Below are 24,667 nucleotides of genomic sequence, written 5' to 3'. Positions count from 1 at the left end.
AGACTCAAATCATTTTTTTTGTTAAAAACACGCCAAATGGCACATTTTGGCCCAACTATTTTTCAAATGCGCCAAATGGCTTAGGTGATTTTCAATTTTCTTTTTTAAGTTTCTTTTCCAATTCCCAAAACCTTCGAGGTTTGGAAAACCTCAAAGGTTAGAGGAAAAAGAGGGCCAGCTGTGGAAACTGGCCCGGCAGCCTGAAAACCTGCAAGTAAGGCTGCAAAAAGTGAGATAAATATAGTTAAAATACGGAAGTTCATTTCTCTCGATGGTTTGGGTGAGAGACAAGCCAATACCGGTGAACCTCCTCCAGGGAGATGCCGAAAACCCTTGTTAGAGTAGGCAAACAACCAAAACGGTTTGTCCCTTTTTGATGCGTTAAAAAAGGGTCCACAACAATGAATAAACTTTCAAAACTGCTTCCTGCACTGGCTTTGGTGCTGGGGGCAACTTTAGCCATGGCGATGAATTTCGCCCATAATCCGGAAGTTCGCTATGCAGAAGATCCAGCACCAGGTACCGAGATCTGGTATGATCTTACTGACATCACTCCTGGTCCCAATACCTATGAGTGTAATCAGTCCGTTCAACAAACCTGTTCATTTGAGGAACCTATGGTTACTTCTTCTCAGGTAGAACAAGGTGAGTTTATCAAAAACGGATCGCTTCCGTTAGCTCACCCTTAAAATTCAGGGAGGAACTTTCCGGTGGAGAGTTCCTCCCTCCTTTTATCTGGAATTTTGTTGCATAGGATTCAAGTTAATCTCTGCGGGAGGAATCAAAAAGGCATATCGGGGATCATTGGGAGGCAAAGTCTCTTTTCTTTGGTTAAATTTCCGTTCCAAAGTCACCCTGAGATCGGGATAAAGATTGAATCTTTTTAAGTCCAACCAACGGTTACCTCTAAAAACCAGCTCCTTTCTCCTTTCCTCGATTATTTTTTTGAGCAAATTGCTTTCCGACACATCAGCGATAGGTTCAAAATCATTATCAAAACGATGTTCCAACAAATAATTCAACTGTAAGAGGGCCTCAGACTGCTTTCCAATTCTAACCGCGCTCTCTGCCAAATTCAGGACCACCTCATCTACTGCGATTCCACCAAAATGATAGAAATCCCCGGTATAGTTTCCTTTAAAATTAAACAGTCCCGAACCGGAAGACTGGCTAAAGAATAAAGTTTTTCTTAAATCCCCATCTTCATAAAGTTTGATCAGATCTGGATTCACATAACTACCCCCGTTGGTCGTATGGCGGGCGGTAAGATGTTTTTGATAAAAAATTACTTCTTTATTAAAGATTTCAAAAGAGTAAGGAAGAGAAGAACCTAAGTTCTTGAAATCCATCAGTGAATTATCAATGGTTAAAGCCGCTTTGGAATAGGTATAGGCATTTTCATAATCCAGCATACTCAAATAGACTCTTCCCAGAAATGCATTATTGGCCCAAAGTGAGGGACGGGTAGGAATTTCAGCCTTAGCCGGTAAATAGGCTAAGCCATATTCCAAATCCCTGATGATCTGTTCAAAACATTCCCGCATTGTAGATCTTCTGTTTTTTACATTGATGTCAGAAGTCAAGCGGATGGGAATCCCCTGCTGTTCATTCTGGCTGGGGTCAAAAGGAGGAGCAAAATGCATCAATACCTCATAATGTCCCAAGGCCCGAAAGAATCTTGCAGCAGCCCCCAGTTCCTGAATCCGCTTTCGTTCAACTTCATTGGAAGGCTGATACTTTTCAAGCCCCTCCAGTACCAGATTGGCATAGAGTACCTTTCGGTAGGAAAAGGCAAATCCCGGCTCCCATTCATCAGGAAGAAAGGGTTCAGGTTCCCAGAAATAGTGGGCTGATTGACTAAAACTGAGAAGATTTAATAAACCTTCGCTAAAGTAGATATCATCGGAGCTGAACAGTCCATTAATATGGTAGGTATTGAGCCCTCTTTGCTCGGCATCCAACATTTGTTGAAAATCATCCAGGCTCTCAGGAATCACCAAATTTCGATTGGGTTTGCTGTCCAAAAATTCCGAACAGGATTGAATCCCCAGGATCAGGAATCCAACGAATAAGATATGTAATTTTTTCATCTGTTTATTATTTGTTTTTTAAAGGTCACTTGTAATCCCTGCCTGCGTCAGGCAGGTCGCACAGTTTCCCCGATACATCGGGGCACCTAAGTATGTGTCGTTCTCGTCGTGCTCGATATCATGAGTAAATATGTATTATGACCAAGTTTGAGAAAAAGCCCGGGGGTGGCTAAACCATAAACCGGGGAGATGAAAGAGAAAAGCTTTATCTATTTCCCTTTTACCCCAGGGCATGCTATCAGAAGGAGGCCCTCATCCCCACAGCAATAGATCTTAAATTTTGAACTGTTTGAAAATCAGGATCCGGAAGAACTTTGCTGGCTTTCCAAAGTATTCCAAGATTATTGATATAGAGATAAGTTTCCAGACCATTCAAGCCCAATAAAGAGGATTTTTGTGCATTCCAGGAATAAGCCAACCGGATATCCTGAAAGCGGATGTGATCTCCTTTTTCCACCAAAGCCCCACTGCTGAGATAAAATCCGTTCATCAAAGGGTTGACTGTTCCCGGGTCTGCAGGAACTTTTGTGGTACGCTCGTCCCCTGGCTGCTTCCATCTTCTCTCATAATCCGCGTGACCAAAGCCTCCCCGGTTAATGTCCACGTAATCCACTCCTGCTCTTTTGACAAAGTAGCCCAAACGGTAGGTAATATTGGCCGATAGACTGAATCCTTTATAGCCCAGGGTATTTCTGAAAGAACCAAAATGAGTTGGCCTGCCAGCCCCGTGAAATTGGATATTTTCAGGGGTTGCTTCGGCATAAATAGCCGCATACTCCCGACTTGGCTCTCCGTCTAAAATTCCCAGGGGAGCTCCGTCATTGGGGTCCAAACCCGCAAATTCAAAACTGTAAATTGAAAACAATGGTCTTCCTACGGCTGGAGTAGGCAATGCGGGTGTATAATTGATCAGCTGATTGGCAGTCGGTAAATTTTCCACCTCAATCACCTGATCTTTTAAAATGCTGTGAAAGAAATTGGTTTCCCATTGAAAGGCCCCCTTACTGTTGACTGTATTCAAAACCAGATCCCAGCCTTTGGTCAGGGTTGAAGCATAATTGAGAGTAGCCGAAGTAAACCCCGAGGAAATAAAAATGGGGATATTTCCCAAAAGGTCCAGTCCCTTTTTCTGGTAGTATTCTACCGATCCCGAAACCTCGAAGCAAGGAATTCAAAATCCAATCCTGCATTGATAATTTTGATCCGCTCCCATCGAAGCTCAGGGTTGGGTGGTGTTTCCACTCCCAAAAATGGCAGGCGTGTAATCAGGTTTTGGGCGGCCACAAACCTCCTGGCAGTAGAAACTGCCGTCGCATTGGGATTGGTATTTCCGTTAAAACCATAACTGAGTCGAAGTTTGGCAAAATCCACCCATTGGCTTGACGCCATAAAATTTTCTTCCGATAGGATCCAACCCATCCCTGCTGACCAAAGCGGAACCGACTTCTGATTGGTATTTACACCAAAAAGATTGGATGCATCCCTTCGAAAACTGCCATTGATCAAATATTTATCCTTATAGGAATACCCCAGGTTGGCAAAACCTGACACAAAACGGTTGACCCTTCCTCCGAATTCCTCTGTAAATGGAATATTTCTGGAAAGGCTGGAGCCCTGGTTGACAAAACGTGTGAGGTAATCAACCGGAAGCGAGGAACCATTTTCTGCGATATATCCATAAGAGGTATTGCCATACAATTCAGACTGAAAATCCTTCAGTTCTCCTCCTCCAAATACGTTCAGACGGTGATTCGTCCAGTTTTTTTGGTAATTGACCTGGGTCCGGAGGGTATGACTATAGGAATCCGAAATCCGCTGATCCAGGGTTCCGCCCAGCGGGATAGGCAATTCCAATTCCCCATTTCCCACCGGCTGGGCAAAAGAATTGATCAAATGGCGGGCTGCATAGGAATCGGGGGAGTTATGGGTCGTGTTTTGATTCCTATTAGTCCAATATTGGTAATTGGTTGACCATTCCAGTCCTTTTGTTAGTTGATAATTTGCCGTAGCAAAGAGTCGGAGGTCTTGGGATCTGTTGACAGTGCTACTTTTTCCTATCTCTTCCATGGGGACATAGGCCCAGGACAAGGGAAGTATGTCTTTGACAGAATTTTTAAAACGAATGCTGTAATCTCTGTAAACTTCCTGTGGATTACCTTCACCGTCAAGCAGTCTTTCATATGGGAAGAGCCCTGCAACCTGAGGCATGCCATTATAGGAATCGCTTTGTACCCAATAGGCCCCGGTCTGAATCCTAAATTTATCTTTGGCCAGTTTCCAGCTTTGCTGGGTAGAAAGGGTCAATCTTGAAAAATCGGAGGCTATTTCCGAACTCAGGTTTTTGTCATAACCTATACTCACCTGATAATTGTGATTAGTTCCTCCCCCACTCACATTGAGTGCATGCTGTTGCTGGCTGGCAGGACGGGTCAGGTATTGGTCGATGTCTTTTCTGATATCCGCATTGCGGAACTGCTCAAGGGCGGCATCTCGCTCCTGGGCTGAAATCTGTCCCTGCTCAAAGGCGTAGAGGGTTTCGGCAAGTGGAGGAATTACGGGATTTCTTCGGTTTCTGATCAGACTGCCAAAAGCTCCGTTTTCATACAACTCGGATTGTTTGTCGATCAGGAATTGATGGACATTTTAGGATCGTAGAAAGGATCGGCTCGCTGGAAGGTAGTCAGGTTGGAAGTGAAATTGACCTGTATGGGCTTATTGAACGAACCCTTTTTGGTGGTTATCACAATCACCCCATTCCCTGCTCTAGCTCCCCAAATCGAAGCAGCTGCTGCATCCTTCAAAACGGTAATACTGGCTACATCATTTGGATTGATACTGGAAAGGGGTCCGTCATAGGCCAGATTATCGACCACTATCAGGGGCTCAGCCGAAGATATCAAGGTAGCCGTTCCCCGAATGGAAATACTTTCTCCCGATTCCCGGCCACTTATATCTCTATTAAAGATCAAACCGGGAGTCAGGTCTTCCAATCGGTCGATCAGGTTGGTCGAGACTCTCCGGTCCACCAGATCCTGATTTAATCCCACAAAGGAACCGGTAGATCGGGAAAGCGGGAGCTCCTGAAAGCCCGTGGAAACCACCGTGACTTCCTGCAGGTTTAAGTCCAAACTTTCCAGCAGGATATTCAAAGTTGTTTGTTTTTCCCCAAGGAGAATTTCCCGGCTCTGATAGCCAATGTAGCTGACCAAGAGGATGGCTTCCCCATTAGGAATAGGGAGCGTAAATTTCCCCTCATCATCCGATACGGTCCCGACCGTAGTTCCTTTTAGAATCAGATTGACTCCCGGTAAAGGGGATAGATCCTTGGCATCCAGGGTGTTTCCCCGGATTTCTCGTCCTTTTTCCTGGGCCATGGTCCTGCCAAAAATCAGGAACAAAGCCACCAGGAGAGTCAGTGTGTGGGTAAGGCTAGATTTCATAAACTGGTATTGGTTTTAGTGGATAATTCATCGTTAAATTTTTTCCGGAATTCCTGAAGGAGTTCCTTCTGCGTTTCCCCCAAGGGTTTGATGTCAAAGGAGAGAATCCTTGAATCTCTGTCCAGCAACATTACCCGGGGAAAGGAGGTAATTTCATAGAGCTCCTTCCATCGTTCTTTGGAAAGTCCCCTGAGATTGAAATTGGGGATGGAAGGATCCGAGTACTTGAAGATCCGTTCTTTCCACAGATCGGAATCCTCATCTACTGATATGGCTATCAGTTTGATCCCCTCAGCCTCTAGCTCCTGATAGAGTGGGAACAGATAGTTTTTAAAGTAGCTGGCACTGTGTGCGCAGGTGCTGAAATAGAAATAGACCAGGGTCGGCTGATTAGGCAGATCGGAAACGTTTAGGGTATCCCCCGACATACTGATGAGCTGGGCGTCCTCGATGGGTTCGCCGGGGATGGTTGCCCGTTTGAGGTTTTCGATCCGGTCCTTCCATGGACTGGATTCGGTTTTTGAGAGGTAGTTGAGGAGGATCTCTTCCTGTCCGGTATGGGAGGCGAGGTAATTGGACAGGTAAGCTGCCTGCAGGCGGTCTGCCAGTTCCCCGGAATGGTTTTCCTGTACCAGCTCGAGAAAGGATCTGTTTTTCCAAAGGGCATTCAGTATCAATCTTTCCAGTTCCAAATCCAGAAAAGCGGCAGAAATCAGCTTGGATTGGGAATCAAATTCCAGATTCCCCACCCGGGTCAGCAGTTCAGTCAAGCGCTGTCTATAGCGTTCTCGGTCCTTCGCACTGAATTTATTCTCCACATAGGGATAGTGGAATTTTCGGAAGGTGGACAGGATACTGTAGTAGAAGTTGCCATAAACTTCGGCACGGAGGAGGTCCCAGTTCTTAGGGCTCAGTTTGGGCTGATAGAAGTCCAGTATTTCTAGTTTGGGTTTCAGGATGTCCTCAGCTTGGTCGGCTTGAGCAATCAGGTAATGGAGGCTTTCTTTACCGGGTTTAAGGATCAGGAGTTCGGCTCCGAATTTCCCTCTGAAATAGTCGATCTTCTCCCGGCTTCCGGGCCGGGTGAGCAAACTGCTGGTTTCCGGGATGATGAGTTGTCTGGGGGAATCAAATTCCCTCCGTTGGTCCAGGCGTTTCAGGGCAAATTGGGCTTCATAGAAGTCTTGGTTTTTGCCTGCAAAGATTATGGCATTTTTACTGAGGTCCAGCTTCAGTTTGATGCTATCACCGGGCAAGACCAGATAGTCTTCCAGGAGCGGGCGGTTGCCCAAGAAAAGGGAAAGGTACCCAGGTCGGTCGGAAAGTGAAATCCGCGTGTCAAACTTTCTTGTTCTCGGGTTGACAACCCCATCATAGAATTCGCCATTTATTGGATCCAGCAGAAGTTCCTCTTGGAGGAAGGTCGTTCTTGGAGAAATGTAGTATGGCGTAATTTTCAGGGACAATGGACCCAGCGAATCCGGATTGATGATTTCCCCATAGATGAGGGTATAGTTCTCTTCCCCCTTTTGGGCGGGAGTGCTGTACTCCTCCCGCCCGGGGTGAAGGGAACTGGCATCAACAAGACCATTCCCCGGGGGTGAATCAACAACTTGACTCCAACAGGTGAATTCACTTCCGACAAGGCATAGCAATGCCAGGAAGCATGTGAATAGAATTTTTTTCATGCTCATTAATTGTTAGATGACCGATGCCCGATGCCCGATGTCTTGGCCGTCACTGCGCCTGCCCGATAGTGCGGGAGGAGCCCCAAAGGGCGACGCGGCAGTCTCATCATTGGAGTTACAGCTCTCATCTATGAGATTGCTTCGTCGGCTTTTAGATCCCTGTAAAGACAAGGTTTTCGTTTGCCTCCTCGCCCGCCTAAGGCGTACAGGCAATGACGGGGACAGACCTCTCCCATCCTGAGTCCAGATCCTTATCCGGGTCAGTCGGTCTTGATTAGAAATTGATTACATGTGATAAGCGAAAATCCTCTGCAGCGGAAGGCTTATCTAAATTTACCGGAATAGGAATCTTTTTCGTGGTCCGAAGAGCCATTATTAAGTAGGCTCGATGGTTTTAGAAATATGCTTTCAGCGAAATACACTCTGTGAAATACGCTCTCTTCGTTCGCGAAATAATAGCTTCGAAGTAGGAGTCTATTTCAGCCAGCTTGCTGGCTATATTTCTAGGATATTTCTACTGTATTTCCATGACAATTCCACGATATAACTATACCAATCACGGATAACGTCACTCCCTGATCATCGGTGGTAGTCCCCTTGGGTAATACAAACCCCTTGGGAAGCAATCAGAGAGAATAAAAATAGGTTCAAGTTGGGTTCTTGATTAGGTTTTTGAAGAGCATTTTGAGGGAGGCAGAGATTGGCTCACCGCTGGTTTTAGAAGAATGATTTTTCATAGGACGGAAGTTGTTAATTGTCCGATGACCGATGCTAGGTGTCCGATGTTTCGTCCTAACTCAGCTCAGTTAACTAAGGGAACAAAAATCGGAACCAATGATAACAGGATTATTAAACCTGCACATAGAAATAAAATTTCCACCATGCCCGAAAGGGCTGCAAAATACATGGGCTGGGTTATCCATTGAATTCAGCCAAGCATCAGCCAGGTAGTTTAGTAGAATTATCTTGATTCTTGATTCTAGCTACCTGATACTGATCTCATCGTCGCCCGCTGACTCTGAGTGGGATGTCCGTGATGCCGGAGCTGTCAGCGAGAAAAAAGGGTACGTTAAGTTTTAATTCCGGTCAAATCGGATTTTTGGGTTTCAATGCAAATAACTTTTCAAATTCAGTATATTGGAATATGAAGGATTTAAAGCTTTCAAATGTCAATGGCTTTTGCCAAATACCGGCTATCCAATCGCTATGTGTTTGACACAGATTGACAGATTTTGAAAAATTTAAAACTTCTTTCATTTCTAATTAATTCATAGAAAGTGTAGATTGAATTTGATTTAGGTGAGGAGCTAAGTATTCAGTGTATAACTACCTCATATCCAAATGTGAAAAAATCATTTTAGGTAAAAAACCATCGTCCGTGGTATTTAACCACAAACAGAAATTTTATATTTACTTTATGAGTGACGGATTAAAAGACAGAAAACAGATCCATATAGGATACAATCTTCAGCGGGTGCGCGAGATAGTTGGCATGAAGCAACTTGCCCTTGCTGAATTATGTGGATGGAGTCAGCAGCAAATGTCTAAGCTGGAAAATTCTGAAGAGGTAGAAGATGACACTCTGAAAATCATTGCTGAAAAATTGGGAGTAACTCCAGAGTTTATCAAAAATTTCAATGATGAAAAGACTGTTTACTACATCCAAAATAATAATACCTTCAAAGACAATTCTTCCACTCAACATTTCAAACCTCAAATCAACAACGGTTCGGTAGATCAACTTTTCCAATTGTTGGAAAAATATCTTCAGGATGACCAGAAGAAGACAGCTCAAATTGAGGCATTGACTAGAACTGTGATGGATTTGGCGGAGGAAGTGAAGAGAATAAAGGGGGATAAATAGCCCTGTCAAGTAATTTTGATCAATTTTAGAAAAACACTTTGGATGTAGGTGGAATGAAAAAATGATTTTAAACTAAACAATATATTGATGGCAAGTTCTCATGAAATTCTCTGCATTAACAAAAATGACAGACAAAACCCACAAGAAAGGATTACCCACATAGGAGGCAGAAACTCTCCTACTGAGCGTTGGAAACTAAGTTTGGATAGCGCTATTCGTTCAATTGAAAATGGGGAATATTCCTTTTATGTGAACAAAGGTGGACAAAGAGTTGATGTGATTATTTCTACCAGCAAATCTGGAAGGAAGTATCTAAAAACCCGAAACGATGGTGAAGAACCAAACAACCTGCTCAGTTTACCAGAATGTCCTTAATACTTAAATTAGATTTTTAAGTAAAAACCGAGGTGATATCTTTTTGACTATTGGCGTCTAAATGGGTCAAGCATTACAAAATCCAAACTTGTAAAAAAGAAATTACAACTTAGATTTAGGATTATTTTTGTAAAATGAAAAATTTAAAAGCTGTTGATTTCTTCTGTTCCGGAGGTGGCATGAGCTACGGAATACAACAATCTGGTATACAAATACTTGCAGGGATTGATTTTGATGAAAACTGCCGTGAAACCTATGAAGCCAACATTCAAGGTGCCCAATTTATTCTTGCAGATATATTTGAACTGAAGGAAACAGACCTTGAAACCAAGCTTTCACTCCAAAAAAATGATGATGACCTGATCCTGATTGGTTGCAGTCCATGTCAGTTTTGGAGCATAATCAATACCGATAAAACGAAATCGGCCAAGTCAAAAAATTTGTTGATTGAATTTTCACGGTTTGTGAAATATTTCAGACCTGGATACGTGGTTGTCGAAAACGTGCCCGGTGTTTTGAGAAGAAAGGAGGAAAGTGGCTTAAATGAATTTATTGGCTGGTTAAGCGAAAACGGTTATGGCGAACCCCATTTCAAGGTTCATAATGTAAATGATTATGGAGTCCCACAAAGCAGAAGAAGATTCACCTTAATTGCCTCACGAGTTTGCCAAGATGAAATCAAACCTTTAAAAGAACATGGTCCAAAGAAATTGGTGAAAGATGTCTTAGGAGTCGGAAATGGGTTCCCTATGATTGAAGCCGGTCACCGAGATGAAACCGACTTTTTACATACTGTTCCAGCGATTTCCGAGATAAACAGAAAAAGGTTAAAGAAAATCAGAAAAGACGGAGGAAACAGGCTTGATTTCGCAGACGATCCTGAATTACAGCTAAGGTGCTTCGTCGGCAAAGATGAATCATTCAAAGATACATTTGGACGACTATGGTGGGACAGACCAGCCCCAACTATTACCACTAAATTTTCAAGCATTTCTAATGGAAGATTTGTCCATCCTTTTGAGGATAGAGCCTTATCAATCAGAGAAGGTGCTACTTTACAATCGTTTCCACTTACATACAAATTCAAAGGAACTAGTATCGCCAATATCGCCCGAATGATAGGGAATGCCGTTCCACCGAAATATGCTAAAGCAATTGGGGAGGCTATAATTCAAAAACATAATAATGCAGTTTAGAACAAAAGCACGAGCCGTAGATTTATTGGGTAAAGGACAGATTGCTGATCTTCCTACTGCCATATCTGAACTTTGGAAGAATGGATATGACGCTTACGGTGATAATTTGGAATCAGCCTTATATATGCCAAATTATTATGGATATCCAGATCCAGTTTTTGTGCTCTCTGATGATGGCAAAGGCATGGACAATAACGACATTGTGGAAAGATGGTTCGTATTGGGAACAGATTCTAAATCACGTGGTATTGAAGATTCAATTGGCCCAGAAACTTTGAATAAACCGTCTAGGGTTAAGATGGGAGAAAAAGGTATCGGAAGGTTAGCAGTTGCATATTTGGGCCCGCAGATGTTGATGCTTACTAAAAAGCGAGGAAAACCTCTTGAGGTTGTATTTTTTGATTGGAGGATTCTAGATAATTATAATTTATTTTTATCAGACATTAACATACCGGTTCGTTCAGTTGATTCTATTGATTCGTTTTTTAAAGTTTTTCAAGATTTAAAGGAGGAGTTTTTAACAAATTTCCCTAAAATTAAAATAGGGCAAAAAGACCCATGGGAGGATCAAAAAAAACTTAAAGAAGAAATTATTAAAGAGTGTAACCAACTCAATGTACCAAATTTTATTCTAGAAGATTGGATCTCAGATTTACTTATCAATCCCGCCCAATCTCATGCAACAAGGTTTATAATTTTTCAGCCAGATCAGCAACTTGTGGAGTTGAAGAACTTTATAAAGAAAGATGATAATAATGACGATATCTCATTCGCACACACAGTCGCTACACTACTGGGATTATTTAACTTATTCAAAACAAATGAACCAGAACATAAAACACATTTTTGGATCTATGAAGACGAAAATAGGGAGAGATATGATTTATTGACATATCGATCCTTTTTTACTCCTGATGATTTTGAATTATGCGACCATCTTATAGATGGGCAGTTCGACGACCATGGGGAATTCTCAGGAACAGTTAGGATATACAAAAAAACTATCCCGCATAATTTCAAACCGCAAAAGAAAATAGGAAAAAGCTCTTACGGACCATTTAATGTCAAAATTGGCTATATCAATTCAATCGCAGAAGAAAGTATGCTGAACCCAGAACTAAAGCGAGCATTTGAAGATAAGCTAGAACTTTACAGCGGTTTATTTATTTATAGAGATGGATTCAGAGTTTTACCTTACGGACGACCAGATACAGATTTTTTAGAATTTGAAGAGCGCCGAAGTAAAGGAGCTGGTACATATTTCTTCACAAAGAGAAGAATGTTTGGTTATCTAGAAATCACCAGAAAAGACAATGGTAAGTTAAAAGACAAATCTAGTAGAGAAGGATTTATAAATAATCAGGCGTTCAGAGATTTTAAAACGGATTTAATAGCTTTTTTCAAAGACTTGGCGAAAAAGTACTTTGCCACTAAAGCGGAATATGATTATAAACGAGATCAGCAAGACGATCTAAAGGAAAGAGCTGAAGCAGAACATCAAGAACAAGAAAGAGATAAAGAAGCGCGAAAAAGTTTTGCAAATGAGCTAAAGGAAAAGCCTAAGCAACTTGAGGAGCTAAAGAATAAGTACAATAGCCTTCTCGAAGAATTAAGTAAGAAATCATCGCAGACGAATATAATTTATGAAGAAATTCAGGGATTAATAGAAAAAATTGAGGAATGTAAGGTTAAAATTTATAACTATAAAATCAATAAACCCGCACGTTTCAAACCAACAGAACTTCAAAATAAAAAATTTAGAGAATATAGTAAATCATTTGCTCTTACATTAAAACAACTAGACAAGTCTGAAGAAGTTTTATTTCCTATTCGTGATAAACTTAAAATTCACGAACTATTTAAGGAATTCGAGGATAAATCTACTTACTATCAGAATACTTTATCTAGATATTACCAGGACTACGATACTCAATTAAATCAAGCATTTGAAAAAATCAGAGAAGAGTTTAACTCAGAAAAACTTGTTTTTTTGAATGACTTCAATGAAAAGTTCGAAGCTATTATTCCAAATCGAACTGATGCTATTGAGATAACACGTAGTATGAAAATCTTGGAAAATATTTTTAAAGATTCTCAAGAACGAATCCAAAAAAGAATAGACCCCTATCTCGAACATCTCAATCGGCTGAGCTTCGATGTCAACGAAGATAATCTTGTAGGGTACTATAAAGAAAAATTCGTAGAAATGAAGGAAGAGTGGAATAAAACTTATGAGCTTGCTCAATTAGGAATTGCAGTAGAAATAATAGATCATCAATTTAATACACTTTATGCACAGATGGCAGAAGGTATTAAAAAAATGGCTCCCCATTTAAATGATGGACATGAACCTGAGCGTGTATACAGAAACCTATCCACTGCCTTTGAGCACCTACAAGACAACTACAAACTCCTTCAACCGCTATACCGAACTACTGGACGAATTAGGAAAGAGATAACAGGTTTAGAATTAAAGGAATACGCTGAAGATTTTTTTGGATCCCGAATTAATGAAAACAGCATATCATTAACAATTTCAGAATCTGGAAAAAAGTGGTCAACCATTTCGTATGAATCAATCTTTAAACCTGTCCTGATTAACATTATTAACAATGCAATTTATTGGTTACGGCGAGCTGAAAACAAAGAAATAAAAATAGATGCAGAAAAAGAGAAGTTGTTAATCATGAATTCTGGAGAACCGATTGATGATTACAATTTAAAAGACATTTTTAAACTTTTCTATTCGGATCGGCCGAAAGGAAGAGGAATTGGCTTATATCTCGCCAAGCAAAGCTTGAATGGAATTGGTTATGATATAGAGGCAACTAATGACCCTAAATATAATCACCTAAATGGCGCTTGCTTTATTATAAAACCTATCTAACAATGAGTGCTATCGAACCAGTGACACCAACCACCATAATCCAAAACTCTATTTTGTCATCCGTATACATTGATGATAAGATAGTTGAACCTTTTTCGGAAAAGACAACGAGAAACGAAAAATACTACAATGTATCAAAGGGCCTTTTTGATTCATTCAGAAGCGCAAAAAAGACAATAGATTTCTATCAATATAGAAAGGATAAAGATTGGAATATTGATATTGATTACATCTTTAAAAATAGAGATTTACTAATCCTAGACTGGCAATTAGATGATACCGAAGAAATTAAGCAACCAGATACTTTGAAGATTTTAGAAAAAGCGGTGCAAATGGATAATTTGCATTTTGTATCTATCTATACCGAAACAAAAAATCTTGAAGAAATTCTCTATTCTATAAAATCATACTTTGATAATGCTTTTAATAAAAACAGCTTTGAAGCGTGTGGAGAGTTAATGGGAGATTTAGAAACAGTGTTAGGTAGTGACATAATGAGACTTTTCAAAACCTATGATAACGACTTCTTTCAATTAGCCTTAACAGCTGGAGAGGAAAAACAAAAATATCTTACTGAATTAAGATCGAAACTTCAACAAGAACTTGGAGATAATTATAGATATTTCATCAAAGGATTAAAAAAGATAAATATAGATATCAATAAAGCCTGTGACGTTCTTGGATATTATGTACGTAATGAGGACTTTGGCGAAGTTGAATTTGAAACGGAAGTTAAAACAGACTATATCGCCGACAAGTTTATTGTGGTAAACCACACAATTATACAGGTTACAAATAAGAATGATCCTAAACCAAGGGATGTCTTCGATTTTTTCACGAATGCAGTTCAAAAAGTAGCCGGTAATTTACTCACACTTATCAGTCTTGAAGTAAGAGGACTCCTAAGAGAAAGCTCTGGTTTTGTTGGCAAGGATGCTGACATGATTAAAGACGAAATACTCTTTCATCAACTGGAAAAGAAAGAAGGCTTCATTGACTTCCTTATGAATATAATAAAAAGTCATACGGTCTCCTATTTTGACCATAAACAAGGAAGACTGAAAAGCGTCAATCGAGAGTTTTGGGATTCATACCGACAAGAAAAACATAACGAGGCGGATATTAGTCATTTTAATCAAGACAACGCTAAAATACTGCAAGAAATTAAGAAACTAAATGTTTATTATAACATTCTACATATAAAGAAATACCCAGGTTCAAAGCTCAGCTTCGGAGACATATTCTATACTGTAGACCAGAATGAAAAAAAAGACGGCCGTTTCTTCCTATGTGTTACCGCACATTGCGACTGCCTTAACCCTAAAGATAATATTAAGAATAACTTTTTTTTCATTAGTGGCAGTAAAGACGATTTAAATAAGCTAATAACTGAGGGGGACAATGTGTTCTGCTCTTATATTAAAGAAGAAAACGAGGTTTTAGGGATTAGGTGGATGCCTCGGCCGGTAGTAATTAATATTCAGAATTCAGAAATTATGGAAAACAAATTGAAAGGGAGCGATGGTTTACTAAGAGAATACACACTTGTATATCATTCGACTATTAAAGAAAATTATGCTCAAAGAATGGCAAATAACTCCTTCGCACACGCAATGCGTGTTGGAATAGATTTCGCATCAATATAGTTAATCAACTTAAGCGTGAATTTACAATAAAAAAAGAAAATACTCCCGGCATTTAAAACCACCCTCTATACTGCACTGGCTCTTTTCTACAAAAACTATCGAATCCTCCCTTTACTGTAAAAAACCTTGGCGATTTCCCCAAATCAAACACCCGGTAAAGATGGTAATTCGCTTCATTCTCTATTGAAAACCGATATTCATTCGAGGAGAAATAGATAGGAGTTTCTTTGGCCAGTTTCGTAGTTTTTACTTCGATGTATTTGTCGGTGCCATTTGGATTTTTGGACAGAATATCAAAACCAGCTCCGTCATCATAACCGGAAACCAATTCTACTTTTTCAGACAAGTTATAAAAACCGATTTCATTCAATTTCCACTTCTCATACTGTAAGACCAGCGATTCTCCCCTCTTGCCCAACTCCTGATTCTCCTGCTCGCGTTGAAGGTAATTGATTTTTATCTGTCGTCTTTTATAAATTTCTCTTGGTTCTGCCACCTCTTCAATCTTTGGTGGTGCCACCACCATTGCATCAAAACTGATTTTGGATTTGACCATCTCTGGAACCGTTTCAGCAAAGAGCTTGAAACCTTGTTCAAAGTCCTTGAAGTTTATTTTAAGGAATTCAGAAATCTTCTTTTCCAATAATACTTTCTGATAATTCCATCTTGGTTTATAGCCTCTTATAAATGGAAGACCAAAGCTTGCTAAGGCAGCACTTATATTCTGGTGTTTAAACTCGATTGAGCTTTCTGTCCTATTGTTCAACAGCTTAAGTAATTCTTTCCGACGAAAACTCTTATTATAGGATCTACCAAGAAGCTCATCATTAAGCATTTGAAAGTAATCAGCAATTGTTAGTTCTACTTCTTTTTCAGACCAATCTTGGGGCATGGCAATGTCTTATTTTTAGAGGTTTAAGAAAAGTAAGAATTAAATTAACCTTTTTGATTTAGTTAGGAGTAATAGGTGGATCAGAATTCACAAAAACAAGCTCCATGTCCCCCCACGGCTTGTTTACAAACTTATCACCGATAAGCTTATCATAATGAATAGGATTAGTAAGGTAATATCCAATTCTTGGATATCCTCTGCTCTTCTCCATATCAGGCAATCCATTTGTTAGAGTAGAGAGAAATCCAATCATTTCCTCATTAATGCCTGTATCTTTATCAAACGATTTGTGCATCCACCCTTGACGTGTGTTGCAAAACCACCCCTTACCTGCAATGCAAATATTCCCAACTAAAGGCGAATCAAAACAACCAGGATCAACTTTGCTATAAATTTCCAAAATCTTTTCAGGAGAATATGCCTTTGCTTTGTAGCCGAAAAAAAACAGATTGTAGTGAGATTTTACAAAGTAGCTGCTAAGGATTTTGTCACCTTCATGAAATGCAGCGGTGTAGATCAGCTCACTATCTAAATGCAGAAATTTGGCATAAGCATCTCTTATATTTCTAAGGTTAAAATCTGATTTAACTTCAATCGTCTCCAACACTGATTCAATTGGAAACAAACCTGTTTTCTCAAACTGAGAAAAGAATATTGGAGGATGCAAATTTTTGCTGTAGACACACAAATCTATTTCGCCGGAAATGTTACCATGTAGATCGATGATTTTCCCACTTCCTACAGAATAATTCCCATTTAGCATGGGTTCAATTAGCTGATGTAAACAGATCTCTCTTAATCTTCCAGTCAGATATGGATGCTTAATTTCAATTGCTAGCTCAGCATCTTTAAGAGCCTTCTTAATTTTACCATCCAATATCGATCTAAAATACTCATTCATTAAACATAATTATTGTAGGAGATTTGATATTGATAAAACGAAAGCAAATAACCAATGCCGCTGGTTAGCTTTATAGACAATCTCGTGCCTAATACTGTTGGTCTTTTGCCTGTAGGAAATTTGGTTCATTGCTCAACTAAACTAATGAATCTTGGGATAATTTCAAGAAGACACAATGAAAAAATCAGAAAAATTGAATCTGTTTTTAAAATTGAAGAAAATTCTCAATCATATTTTAACCCCAATAATCTTCCCTTTACTTGCTCCATTATAAATTAAGTTTTACTCTGAGAGCAATTTCTGGTTCTTCCCCAAATGAAACTACGAATTGAAATCGAAAAACTTGATCTGGGTATTCATGTAACTGAAATTTAACCGACATATGACAAAAACCCGAAAGTATTTAGATTCGCAGTCCAGATTTCGGACAACAATGGGAGTGGCCCACTACCCAAACCAATTAGGCAAAGTTTTTATTCAATAGACTAAAAAACTATCCTTTCGTACTTGAATAATAATTTTTTTATTAACCTCCGACATTTTTTGTCACTTTTGGTCTAGGCAGGTTAGAATCTTCGGAAGAATTTAAATCTTCACTTTTACCAATACCCACCAATAATTCAAATGACCGGAATAGAATGTTTGATTGGAGAAGTAATTCTCAGCTTTTCCAATGCGGAATTTTTGCTGGATAACCTCTTTCTAAAAATCGGAATAACCCAGGAAAAACTTGAGTATCTTGCCAATAGCAAAACTGGCCAAAAAATCACAGTTTATAAAGTAAAGCTGTTGGAGTCAGGGTTGGAAGAAGCCAAGCAGATCGCCGCTCTAATGGATGAAGTCGATTCATTCAGGGAGCTGAGAAATGCTTTAGCCCATTCCATCATTTTACGAAATAGTGCCGAAGAAGAAGAATTTATTCGACATAAGTTCTTCGCTTCCAAAAAGGGAATAATCCGAAATGTCGAGATATTTTCCATTCCTGAGTTACAAGTTCAAGTTCAGGAGTTTAAAGAAGTATGCCGAAGTTTAAATGATCTGTTGAAGGGATTAAATTGATTTTGTTGTGGGTAAATAGAATTCTACCATTTTGGTCTTGGTAGAAAAATGCTAATTTTATAAGGTATTATGGAAAAGAAAGGCGCTAAAAAAATAGGGTTATTTTCATTTTTTGCAGGAGCAGGATTTTTAGATCTTGGATTTGAGACTACCCCGGGATTTGAAACGGTATTTGTAAATGAATTTCATGCTCCCTTTATGGAAATCTATCGGGCAAGCAGGGAAAAAATGAATATCCCCTCACCGATCTTAGGGCATCATGTTAGGGATATTTCTGACTTTCTGGAGGATTCACGACTTTTAAAATTTTCAGAAAGTCTTGAGGCTGCCAAAGAAAAATTTGATGTCACCGGATTTATTGGAGGTCCCCCTTGTCCTGATTTCTCGGTTGGCGGAAAAAACAAAGGCAAAGAAGGAGAAAACGGAAAACTTTCTGGGACTTATATCCAGCTTATCTGTAAAACACAGCCAGATTTTTTTCTCTTTGAAAACGTCAAAGGACTTTGGAGAACCAAAAAGCACCGGCAGTTTTATGAATCACTCAAGGATAAGCTCCAGAATAGTGGGTACTTCCTCACGGAACGCCTGATTAATGCCATTGAATATGGGGCACCGCAAGACCGGGACAGAATCATTCTGGTTGGATTTCACCGAGATTTTTTAAATAGAAAGTCTTACGAGCATAATCAGACTCAATTTCTTTGGAACTTCGATTGGGATTTTGCCCGTAAATTCGATGCCAACACTATATTTGATTTGGACTGGCCCAAGACAGAGCCCTTTGTTGAAAATGAATTCAAGCCCTCGCCTTACGGTGTATTGAAAGAACTCACCGTCAAGCACTGGTTTGAGAAAAATGAAGTGGAAGCTCATCCCAATAGAAACAAGTACTTTCAGCCGCGGGCGGGTCTGGCAAAATTTCTGACGATAGCCGAAGGGGATGACAAGAAAAAGTCCTACAAAAGGCTTCACCGATGGCGATACTCTCCTACTGCAGCTTATGGCAACAACGAAGTACACCTTCATCCCTATTTGCCCAGAAGAATATCAGTTGCCGAAGCACTTTCTTTACAATCGCTCCCTAAGGATTTTGTGATTCCAGACCATATCACGCTCAGTAATTCATTTAAAGCTATCGGAAATGGAGTTCCCTTTCTGGCCGCAAAAGGACTTGCCCTTACGATTTTAAATTTTTTAGGAAGTATAGATCCAACTTATAAAATATACCTAGATGGAGAAATTGACCGCTCAGAATTTGGCAGCATTTATAAATCAGTTGCCAAAGCAAAACAGCTATCAGTACTTGAATCCGAAGAACAAGAGCCTTATAAAAATTGATCATGTAGAGCTTCCTGAAGGGCCAATTAGGATTCGCAGATGGAACCCGAGTAAAGGGGAAACCATTGACAGCAAGAAACAGGTTACTATTTCTTCACAAATGCTATGGAGGCTTGCCAATGCCATTCAAGCAAATCAACCAATCAATGCGGACCGGACGCTTGGGGCCAGCTATAATACCCGCTCTGTTTTGGAGACTTTACTGGCACATACTCCCCAATTTTATTATTGCTATCCAGGAAGGATAGAGAGCATCAATTCTAGGACAAAAATAAAGGAGGGACACAAGCATCTTCTTTGGAAGCCAGATTCACCCCATGAAAACGGTAAAGCCATCTTAGCCGAAACCGATATTGTGATTTCGGAAATTCCATCCATGGAGGTGTATTATGATTCTTTAGTGCTTCCCCAGTCTAAAGAGAGCACAAATCTGGATATCGAAATACAGCGCAGACATGCTCAAATTCAGATTGCATTATACTTCATAGGACAACAGTTGGGCTTCCGTACTTGGATTGCCCAAAATGATAAAGGTTTGATGTATCAGAATAAGCGGTTGGGAGAATATGACGGTGTAATCAACCGCCTTGAGGAGGAGGTTTTGATCAAGTCTCATTCAGATGCCATAAAAGCCGCTTTATTGATTGATTGTATTTGGTTTAAAAACGGCAAATTGATGCCCGCTGTGATGGAAGTGGAACATTCGACAGGAGTAACTAGTGGGTTAACCCGAATGCTTAATTTTAAGAATCACTTCCCTCCTTTTCCTACACGGTATGTAATTGTAGCTTCTGATGATGACCGTAAAAAAGTGGTTCAAGAAGCAAATAAACCACAATTCAAGGAGCTTGAAGTTAAGTTCTTCCCTTACTCTGCAGTTGAAGAACTTTATTCTCTATGCCAAAGAAGAAAAATACAGGGTGTTTCTCAGGAATTTCTGGATTCTTTTATGGAAAAGGTTGCATAATAATTTGAAAATAAACCTATGATCTTAAAACCGGGCAGTTTTACTCAAAGTAGTAATAAATTAATTTCAGTTTCCAACGCCACCGCCAACTTCTCCATCACCTCCAAAGACACATTCCGTTTTCCCTGCTCGATGGCGGAGATGTAGGGTCTGTTGAGTCCTGACTTTTCTGCCAGTTCCTCCTGGGAAAGTCCCTTTTCCTTTCTGACCAATCTTATCCGCTGCCCAAATTTTTCCTTGATATCCATTATTTATTTTTGTTTACTATTGTAAACATTTTGATTTTTTTGTATCTTATTATCGTTCGATTTGACAACGATATTAACAAAAAAACCATGTACAGCAATTACCTCCCTTCTACTCTACCCCAAAATTGGGTCTTGGCCGAAATCGACCAAGAAAACGAATACATCGAGTTTCTGGGCTTTGACGAAGAACTCTTAGTCTCCATCATGGCACAGCCAGCCGAAAATCCGCAAGAGCCTTATTTCCTTTGCTTGAGCCAGCTCAAGGGAATAGTCGGAAGATACGATTTCGAATCATTAGACTGGCCGGAATGGCATCCCGATGCGGAATCAGCAGTCCTATCCGCCATTAAACTGATGGAATGGATCAATCAGAATTATCAGGACATTGACCCAGTTAGCCAGGCGCTCTATATTTCTCTCGGCACGGAAGAACAGCTTCCAATCCTTCAAAAATACTATGAGGAAGAACTTTTCATCAATGAATACAGAGGAGAGAATCTGGTGTTTAAGAATGCAAGGCTTCTTTCTGGTTCTACTTCCTATTCTGAATCAGCTATTCAATCTATCAGTCATTTTGCAAAATGCTACAAGCTCCCCATCCGTGAAATTAAGGGCGGTTTACTCTGCAATGAGCAATTTGAATTGATAGAGGATATTAGAGACGAATTAGCTACAAGGTTAAAAACCCAATATGCTTAGTGCTTTGATAAGCGTAAACAATGTAGAAATTTCCTTCCATCATCTTATTCATGAAGAAAGATTGAATTTTCATCCCGACGAGGGTTTTGAAAACTACATAAATCTGGAAACCAAGCGTCAAACTTACACAGATGAAGAGGCTGCAATAAGAAATAATTTAATGGAACAAGCCTTTCAAGTTTGTGATAGACAACAAGCTGATATCTATCAAATTGGTGCTGATTTATTAATAAAATACCTGACCTCCAAAACCACAAAAAAATGAGAACACTAAAAATTAAAGATTTGATTAAAGAGCTTAGAAAAGCGAAGAAAAAAGGAGCTAATAATGTAAATTTTGAAGGTACATTGATGCTTTCAGAGTTAAATAATGACATAATTATTTCTACCGAAGCCCAGTGGTGAAAATCTCAGATGAATTAGGGAATTGAATCTAAGACTGCCTTTACACAAATCCCTAAATTCTCCTTCACCTCCAAATCCCAAAACCTTAAAACCGTCCAGCCCTTGGATTGGTAATAGGCATTGACTTCTTGGTCTCTTTCCATATTCCTTTCTATTTTGGCTATCCAGAATTCTTTGTTGGTTTTGATGGCATGTTTACGATTTTTCCAATCATAGCCATGCCAAAAGGACCCGTCCACAAAAATGACGAGTTTATATTTCTTTATGCTAATATCTGGTTTTCCATATAATGGCTTTTCAGGTGTTTTATAACGCACTCCTGCATCCCATAAGGCCTTTTTAATCAATTTCTCGGGTTTAGTGCCCTTGGACCTGATTTGAGACATGTTGAAGGAGCGCTCCTTGGTAGTATAAAATCCATTAGCTTCTGAAAAAGCAGGAACAGCAACCTTTGGACGTTTATACATCTTTTCTCCCATTACCAAATCTAGTCATTTCTCAATCATCTCCCCTTCTTTTCAATAGGGCATACCTCTTATTTAAAGCTTGAATGTGGAAGTTAAATGAAGTAACTCGCTTCTGCCAGAACTTTAAATCAGATAGTCATCTTTTTTACCGACATAAGTTGCCATTTGAAATTTTTTAGTTTCTATGGTTCTGGGCTTGTTAAATTAATTTTGACCATGAACCAACTCATTCCCATCACCACCGAATACCTTACACCCTCCAAAACCATAGCTATTTTGAACTTGGTCCGATTTGAGAAAAGTAAGCAGGTGTATGTGTATAATTATGAAGGAACGCAGTTCAGGGTTTTTGAAAGTTTGGTGGACTTAATCCGGTTTTTTGAATTGGGGAAAGAACCGCTTTGTTCTTTTGATTCAGAGGAAGATTTGGATGAGTTTTTAGAGCAGCTGCCATTCAAAGAGGGTAAGCGACCTTTGAATCTAAAACTCAACTATCGGTATCGGGACGGGGCCAATTACAAGCAATTTGGCTGGGTGATTTTTGCAAATTCCAACTCTCTCAGCCCTCGGGAAGCCAGTGAAAAATTAAAGAAGAAATTGATTTATAGTGAATATTTTGTACCTCAGGATTGGGATTTACCCAAACTTCAAAATCATTCCTATGATCCTGAAATTGATCATGAGTGGCATGAATTTGAGAGTTTTGAGTGGTCAGATGAAGAAGTAATGGATAAGCGGGAAATTTCCAGCTTCTTACATGAGATTCAAAAGGGATATGAGATTTAGTCTAACTGATTTTCTCTGATTGATGCAGATTTTGATTTCCATGGAACCTAAATCTGTGAGCATATGCGAATTTTTCTGCGGTGATCTGCGGGAGAAAAAAAATCCTGCTGATTGGCGAGAAGTTATTTCAATGAATTTAGGCTATAGCAAGAATTGTGTTAGCAAAGACTAGTTTAATTTTGAATACTGAAAAGACTATCTATTCCTTGCTTCGTTCCGCCTGCATTGCAGCGATATTATTGTCTTTGTAGAACTTATCCCGGTATTCCTGGAACTGTTCTTCGAGTTCAGATACAAGGTTTAAGTTGGTATCTACCGCAAAGAAAATAGCGGTAAGTTTCTCTTCTAGCAGTTTTACTCCCAAGTTGATATTGTCGGCTTCTATCTTGGATATTTTCTTTAGTACGGAAGTTTGGGAATTTCTTAAGTCCTCAAATTCCCGAAGGATTTTATCCATCATATCCAGTTTTTCTAGCTTATCCATGTGCGTTTATTTTGGGTTTTATGAGTTGATTCAATTAGAATATAAAAAAAAATATGCGGTAAATGATAATTTATAATTGATTATCAGAAGGTTATTGGGTTTCGGCTGCTCGAGATTTGCAATTCCGAGCAGCTATCGTAGGATTTTCAATCCGACAATACTAAGCCCCTTCCCTGTCTTGCTGGCAGTGAGATATCGTTTTCAAACGGTGATTGTGCGCCAGCGCTGGGAATGCAATTATCCGATTATTACCCCGAGTTGCACTCGGGGCTATTAATGAGTTTAAGCCCTTCAGGCTTTTGATTTCGTGTCCGCTCCCCTCCTTCAGGAGGGGCTGGGGGAGGTCGAAAATGAATTTGTAATCTCGAGCAGCTATCGTAGGATTTTCAATCCGACAATACCAAGCTCCTTCTCTATCTTGCTGGCACTATGATGTCGTTTCCAAACGTAGATTGTGCGCCAGCGCTGGGAATGCAATTATCCGATTATTACCCCGAGTTGCACTCGGGGCTATTAATGAGTTTAAGCCCTTCAGGCTTTTGATTTCGTGTCCGCTCCCCTCCTTCAGGAGGGGCTGGGGGAGGTCGAAAATGAATTTGCAATTCCGAGCACCTATCATAGGATTTTCAATCCGACAATACCAAGCCCCTTCCCTGTCTTGCTGGTAGTGAGATATCGTTTTCAAACGGAGATTGTGCGCCAGCGCTGGGGGTCCAACTATCCGATTATTACCCCGAGTTGCACTCGGGCCTGTGCGCCTTAGGCGTAGCTATTAATGAGTTTAAGCCCTTCAGGCTTTTGATTTCGTGTCCGCTCCCCTCCTTCAGGAGGGGCTGGGGGAGGTCGAAAATGAATTTGTAATCTCGAGCACCTATCGTAGGATTTTCAATCCGACAATACCAAGCCCCTTCCCTGTCTTGCTGGCAGTGAGATATCGTTTTCAAACGGAGATTGTGCGCCAGCGCTGGGGGCGAAATGGTCTCCTTTGACCCGAGTTTCGTTGGCTTAGTTCCTCAGCCATCTCACACGGGGTTATTTAAGAGTTTAAGCCCTTCAGGCTTCTGGTTGAGGTGCCAAAACGGAGCAGGGTGAACATTGAACCATGAACGATTGAACTAATAAATCCATCAATAATATCCAAAAGCTTTGAGCTTCGATTACTCAATTAACCAATTACACAATTACTCCTTTTCACACCGAAGGCATATTTCTAGTTATTTCTAATTTTAATATCT

General features: G+C 40.0%; 24 protein-coding genes. 13 read left to right on the top strand and 11 right to left on the bottom strand.

Features of this window, described 5'->3' with window-relative positions; genetic code table 11:
* Window positions 1-104: 104 nt before the first annotated feature.
* A complete protein-coding gene (locus GYM62_RS06565) occupies window positions 105-263 on the bottom strand; it encodes a hypothetical protein (protein WP_219958813.1) in 159 nt (52 codons plus the stop codon).
* A gap of 138 nt (window positions 264-401) precedes the next feature.
* Here GYM62_RS06565 and GYM62_RS06560 point away from each other — a divergent pair, with 138 nt between their 5' ends.
* Window positions 402-689, top strand: a complete 288-nt coding sequence (locus GYM62_RS06560; RefSeq protein WP_219958097.1) for a DUF6520 family protein — start codon at window positions 402-404, stop codon at window positions 687-689.
* A 42-nt stretch (window positions 690-731) separates the two neighbouring features.
* Here GYM62_RS06560 and GYM62_RS06555 read toward each other — a convergent pair whose 3' ends face one another.
* The 5 genes from GYM62_RS06555 to GYM62_RS06535 all read right to left on the bottom strand — a co-directional run bounded on the left by GYM62_RS06555 (window position 732) and on the right by GYM62_RS06535 (window position 7,218).
* Window positions 732-2,090: a RagB/SusD family nutrient uptake outer membrane protein gene (locus tag GYM62_RS06555; RefSeq protein ID WP_219958812.1), complete on the bottom strand. Its 1,359-nt coding sequence runs from the start codon at window positions 2,088-2,090 to the stop codon at window positions 732-734.
* A 238-nt stretch (window positions 2,091-2,328) separates the two neighbouring features.
* The gene (locus tag GYM62_RS06550; protein ID WP_219958811.1) at window positions 2,329-3,201 is read right to left on the bottom strand and encodes a hypothetical protein; all 873 of its coding nucleotides are present in this window, start codon (window positions 3,199-3,201) and stop codon (window positions 2,329-2,331) included.
* 29 nt (window positions 3,202-3,230) lie between these two features.
* On the bottom strand, window positions 3,231-4,697 hold the full coding sequence (locus GYM62_RS06545; protein WP_219958810.1) for a TonB-dependent receptor: 1,467 nt from the start codon (window positions 4,695-4,697) through the stop codon (window positions 3,231-3,233).
* A 17-nt stretch (window positions 4,698-4,714) separates the two neighbouring features.
* On the bottom strand, window positions 4,715-5,530 hold the full coding sequence (locus GYM62_RS06540; RefSeq protein WP_219958809.1) for a carboxypeptidase-like regulatory domain-containing protein: 816 nt from the start codon (window positions 5,528-5,530) through the stop codon (window positions 4,715-4,717).
* A complete protein-coding gene (locus GYM62_RS06535; protein ID WP_219958808.1) occupies window positions 5,527-7,218 on the bottom strand; it encodes a thioredoxin-like domain-containing protein in 1,692 nt (563 codons plus the stop codon). The genes GYM62_RS06540 and GYM62_RS06535 overlap by 4 nt, the downstream gene beginning before the upstream one ends.
* A gap of 1,417 nt (window positions 7,219-8,635) precedes the next feature.
* Here GYM62_RS06535 and GYM62_RS06530 point away from each other — a divergent pair.
* The 5 genes from GYM62_RS06530 to GYM62_RS06510 all read left to right on the top strand — a co-directional run bounded on the left by GYM62_RS06530 (window position 8,636) and on the right by GYM62_RS06510 (window position 15,186).
* The gene (locus GYM62_RS06530; protein ID WP_219958807.1) at window positions 8,636-9,082 is read left to right on the top strand and encodes a helix-turn-helix domain-containing protein; all 447 of its coding nucleotides are present in this window, start codon (window positions 8,636-8,638) and stop codon (window positions 9,080-9,082) included.
* 87 nt (window positions 9,083-9,169) lie between these two features.
* Entirely contained in the window at window positions 9,170-9,457 is a 288-nt protein-coding gene (locus GYM62_RS06525; protein ID WP_219958806.1) for a DUF3892 domain-containing protein, read from the top strand.
* Window positions 9,458-9,591: 134 nt separating this feature from the next.
* Complete coding sequence (locus GYM62_RS06520) at window positions 9,592-10,653, top strand: DNA cytosine methyltransferase (RefSeq protein ID WP_219958805.1); 1,062 nt, start codon at window positions 9,592-9,594, stop codon at window positions 10,651-10,653.
* Window positions 10,643-13,540 carry an ATP-binding protein gene (locus GYM62_RS06515; RefSeq protein WP_219958804.1) on the top strand — a complete coding sequence of 966 codons (2,898 nt, stop codon included), beginning with the start codon at window positions 10,643-10,645 and terminating at the stop codon, window positions 13,538-13,540. Before GYM62_RS06520 ends, GYM62_RS06515 begins: the two co-directional genes overlap by 11 nt.
* A 2-nt stretch (window positions 13,541-13,542) precedes the next feature.
* Window positions 13,543-15,186, top strand: a complete 1,644-nt coding sequence (locus GYM62_RS06510; RefSeq protein WP_219958803.1) for a response regulator receiver domain — start codon at window positions 13,543-13,545, stop codon at window positions 15,184-15,186.
* Between the two features lie 52 nt (window positions 15,187-15,238).
* Here GYM62_RS06510 and GYM62_RS06505 read toward each other — a convergent pair whose 3' ends face one another.
* The gene (locus GYM62_RS06505; protein WP_219958802.1) at window positions 15,239-16,078 is read right to left on the bottom strand and encodes a DUF3883 domain-containing protein; all 840 of its coding nucleotides are present in this window, start codon (window positions 16,076-16,078) and stop codon (window positions 15,239-15,241) included.
* 58 nt (window positions 16,079-16,136) lie between these two features.
* Window positions 16,137-16,979, bottom strand: a complete 843-nt coding sequence (locus GYM62_RS06500; protein WP_219958801.1) for a DUF6602 domain-containing protein — start codon at window positions 16,977-16,979, stop codon at window positions 16,137-16,139.
* 624 nt (window positions 16,980-17,603) lie between these two features.
* Between GYM62_RS06500 and GYM62_RS06495 the strand changes: the two genes are divergently transcribed.
* From GYM62_RS06495 to GYM62_RS06485, 3 genes are all read left to right on the top strand, one after another.
* Window positions 17,604-18,038: a hypothetical protein gene (locus GYM62_RS06495; RefSeq protein WP_219958800.1), complete on the top strand. Its 435-nt coding sequence runs from the start codon at window positions 17,604-17,606 to the stop codon at window positions 18,036-18,038.
* 69 nt (window positions 18,039-18,107) lie between these two features.
* Window positions 18,108-19,376, top strand: coding sequence for a DNA cytosine methyltransferase (locus tag GYM62_RS06490; protein ID WP_219958799.1), 1,269 nt, complete (start codon window positions 18,108-18,110; stop codon window positions 19,374-19,376).
* Complete coding sequence (locus tag GYM62_RS06485) at window positions 19,270-20,343, top strand: restriction endonuclease (RefSeq protein WP_219958798.1); 1,074 nt, start codon at window positions 19,270-19,272, stop codon at window positions 20,341-20,343. The genes GYM62_RS06490 and GYM62_RS06485 overlap by 107 nt, the downstream gene beginning before the upstream one ends.
* Window positions 20,344-20,387: 44 nt before the next feature.
* Here the strand turns inward: GYM62_RS06485 and GYM62_RS06480 are convergent, their stop codons facing one another.
* Window positions 20,388-20,591, bottom strand: a complete 204-nt coding sequence (locus GYM62_RS06480) for a helix-turn-helix domain-containing protein (RefSeq protein ID WP_219958797.1) — start codon at window positions 20,589-20,591, stop codon at window positions 20,388-20,390.
* Between the two features lie 87 nt (window positions 20,592-20,678).
* Here GYM62_RS06480 and GYM62_RS06475 point away from each other — a divergent pair, with 87 nt between their 5' ends.
* Genes GYM62_RS06475 through GYM62_RS06465 form a run of 3 tightly spaced genes read left to right on the top strand, consistent with a single transcriptional unit; the run spans window position 20,679 to window position 21,695 of the window.
* Window positions 20,679-21,290, top strand: coding sequence for a hypothetical protein (locus GYM62_RS06475; RefSeq protein ID WP_219958796.1), 612 nt, complete (start codon window positions 20,679-20,681; stop codon window positions 21,288-21,290).
* Complete coding sequence (locus GYM62_RS06470) at window positions 21,283-21,555, top strand: hypothetical protein (protein WP_219958795.1); 273 nt, start codon at window positions 21,283-21,285, stop codon at window positions 21,553-21,555. The genes GYM62_RS06475 and GYM62_RS06470 overlap by 8 nt, the downstream gene beginning before the upstream one ends.
* Window positions 21,552-21,695 (top strand): hypothetical protein, encoded by a 144-nt coding sequence (locus GYM62_RS06465; protein WP_219958794.1) that lies wholly within the window; start codon window positions 21,552-21,554, stop codon window positions 21,693-21,695. Before GYM62_RS06470 ends, GYM62_RS06465 begins: the two co-directional genes overlap by 4 nt.
* Before the next feature lie 14 nt (window positions 21,696-21,709).
* On the opposite strand, the gene GYM62_RS06460 is transcribed toward GYM62_RS06465, so the two are convergent.
* Entirely contained in the window at window positions 21,710-22,174 is a 465-nt protein-coding gene (locus GYM62_RS06460) for a very short patch repair endonuclease (RefSeq protein WP_219958793.1), read from the bottom strand.
* Window positions 22,175-22,378: 204 nt separating this feature from the next.
* Between GYM62_RS06460 and GYM62_RS20970 the strand changes: the two genes are divergently transcribed.
* The gene (locus GYM62_RS20970) at window positions 22,379-22,948 is read left to right on the top strand and encodes a hypothetical protein (protein WP_255590599.1); all 570 of its coding nucleotides are present in this window, start codon (window positions 22,379-22,381) and stop codon (window positions 22,946-22,948) included.
* 199 nt (window positions 22,949-23,147) lie between these two features.
* Here GYM62_RS20970 and GYM62_RS06450 read toward each other — a convergent pair whose 3' ends face one another.
* Window positions 23,148-23,432: a hypothetical protein gene (locus tag GYM62_RS06450; RefSeq protein ID WP_219958792.1), complete on the bottom strand. Its 285-nt coding sequence runs from the start codon at window positions 23,430-23,432 to the stop codon at window positions 23,148-23,150.
* Between the last annotated feature and the right edge of the window lie 1,235 nt (window positions 23,433-24,667).

The sequence above is a fragment of the Algoriphagus sp. NBT04N3 genome (assembly GCF_019443765.1).
Lineage (GTDB): Bacteria > Bacteroidota > Bacteroidia > Cytophagales > Cyclobacteriaceae > Algoriphagus > Algoriphagus ornithinivorans.
The sequence above is the reverse complement of the archived record's forward strand: the minus strand, read 5'-3'. Positions and strand labels throughout refer to the sequence as shown.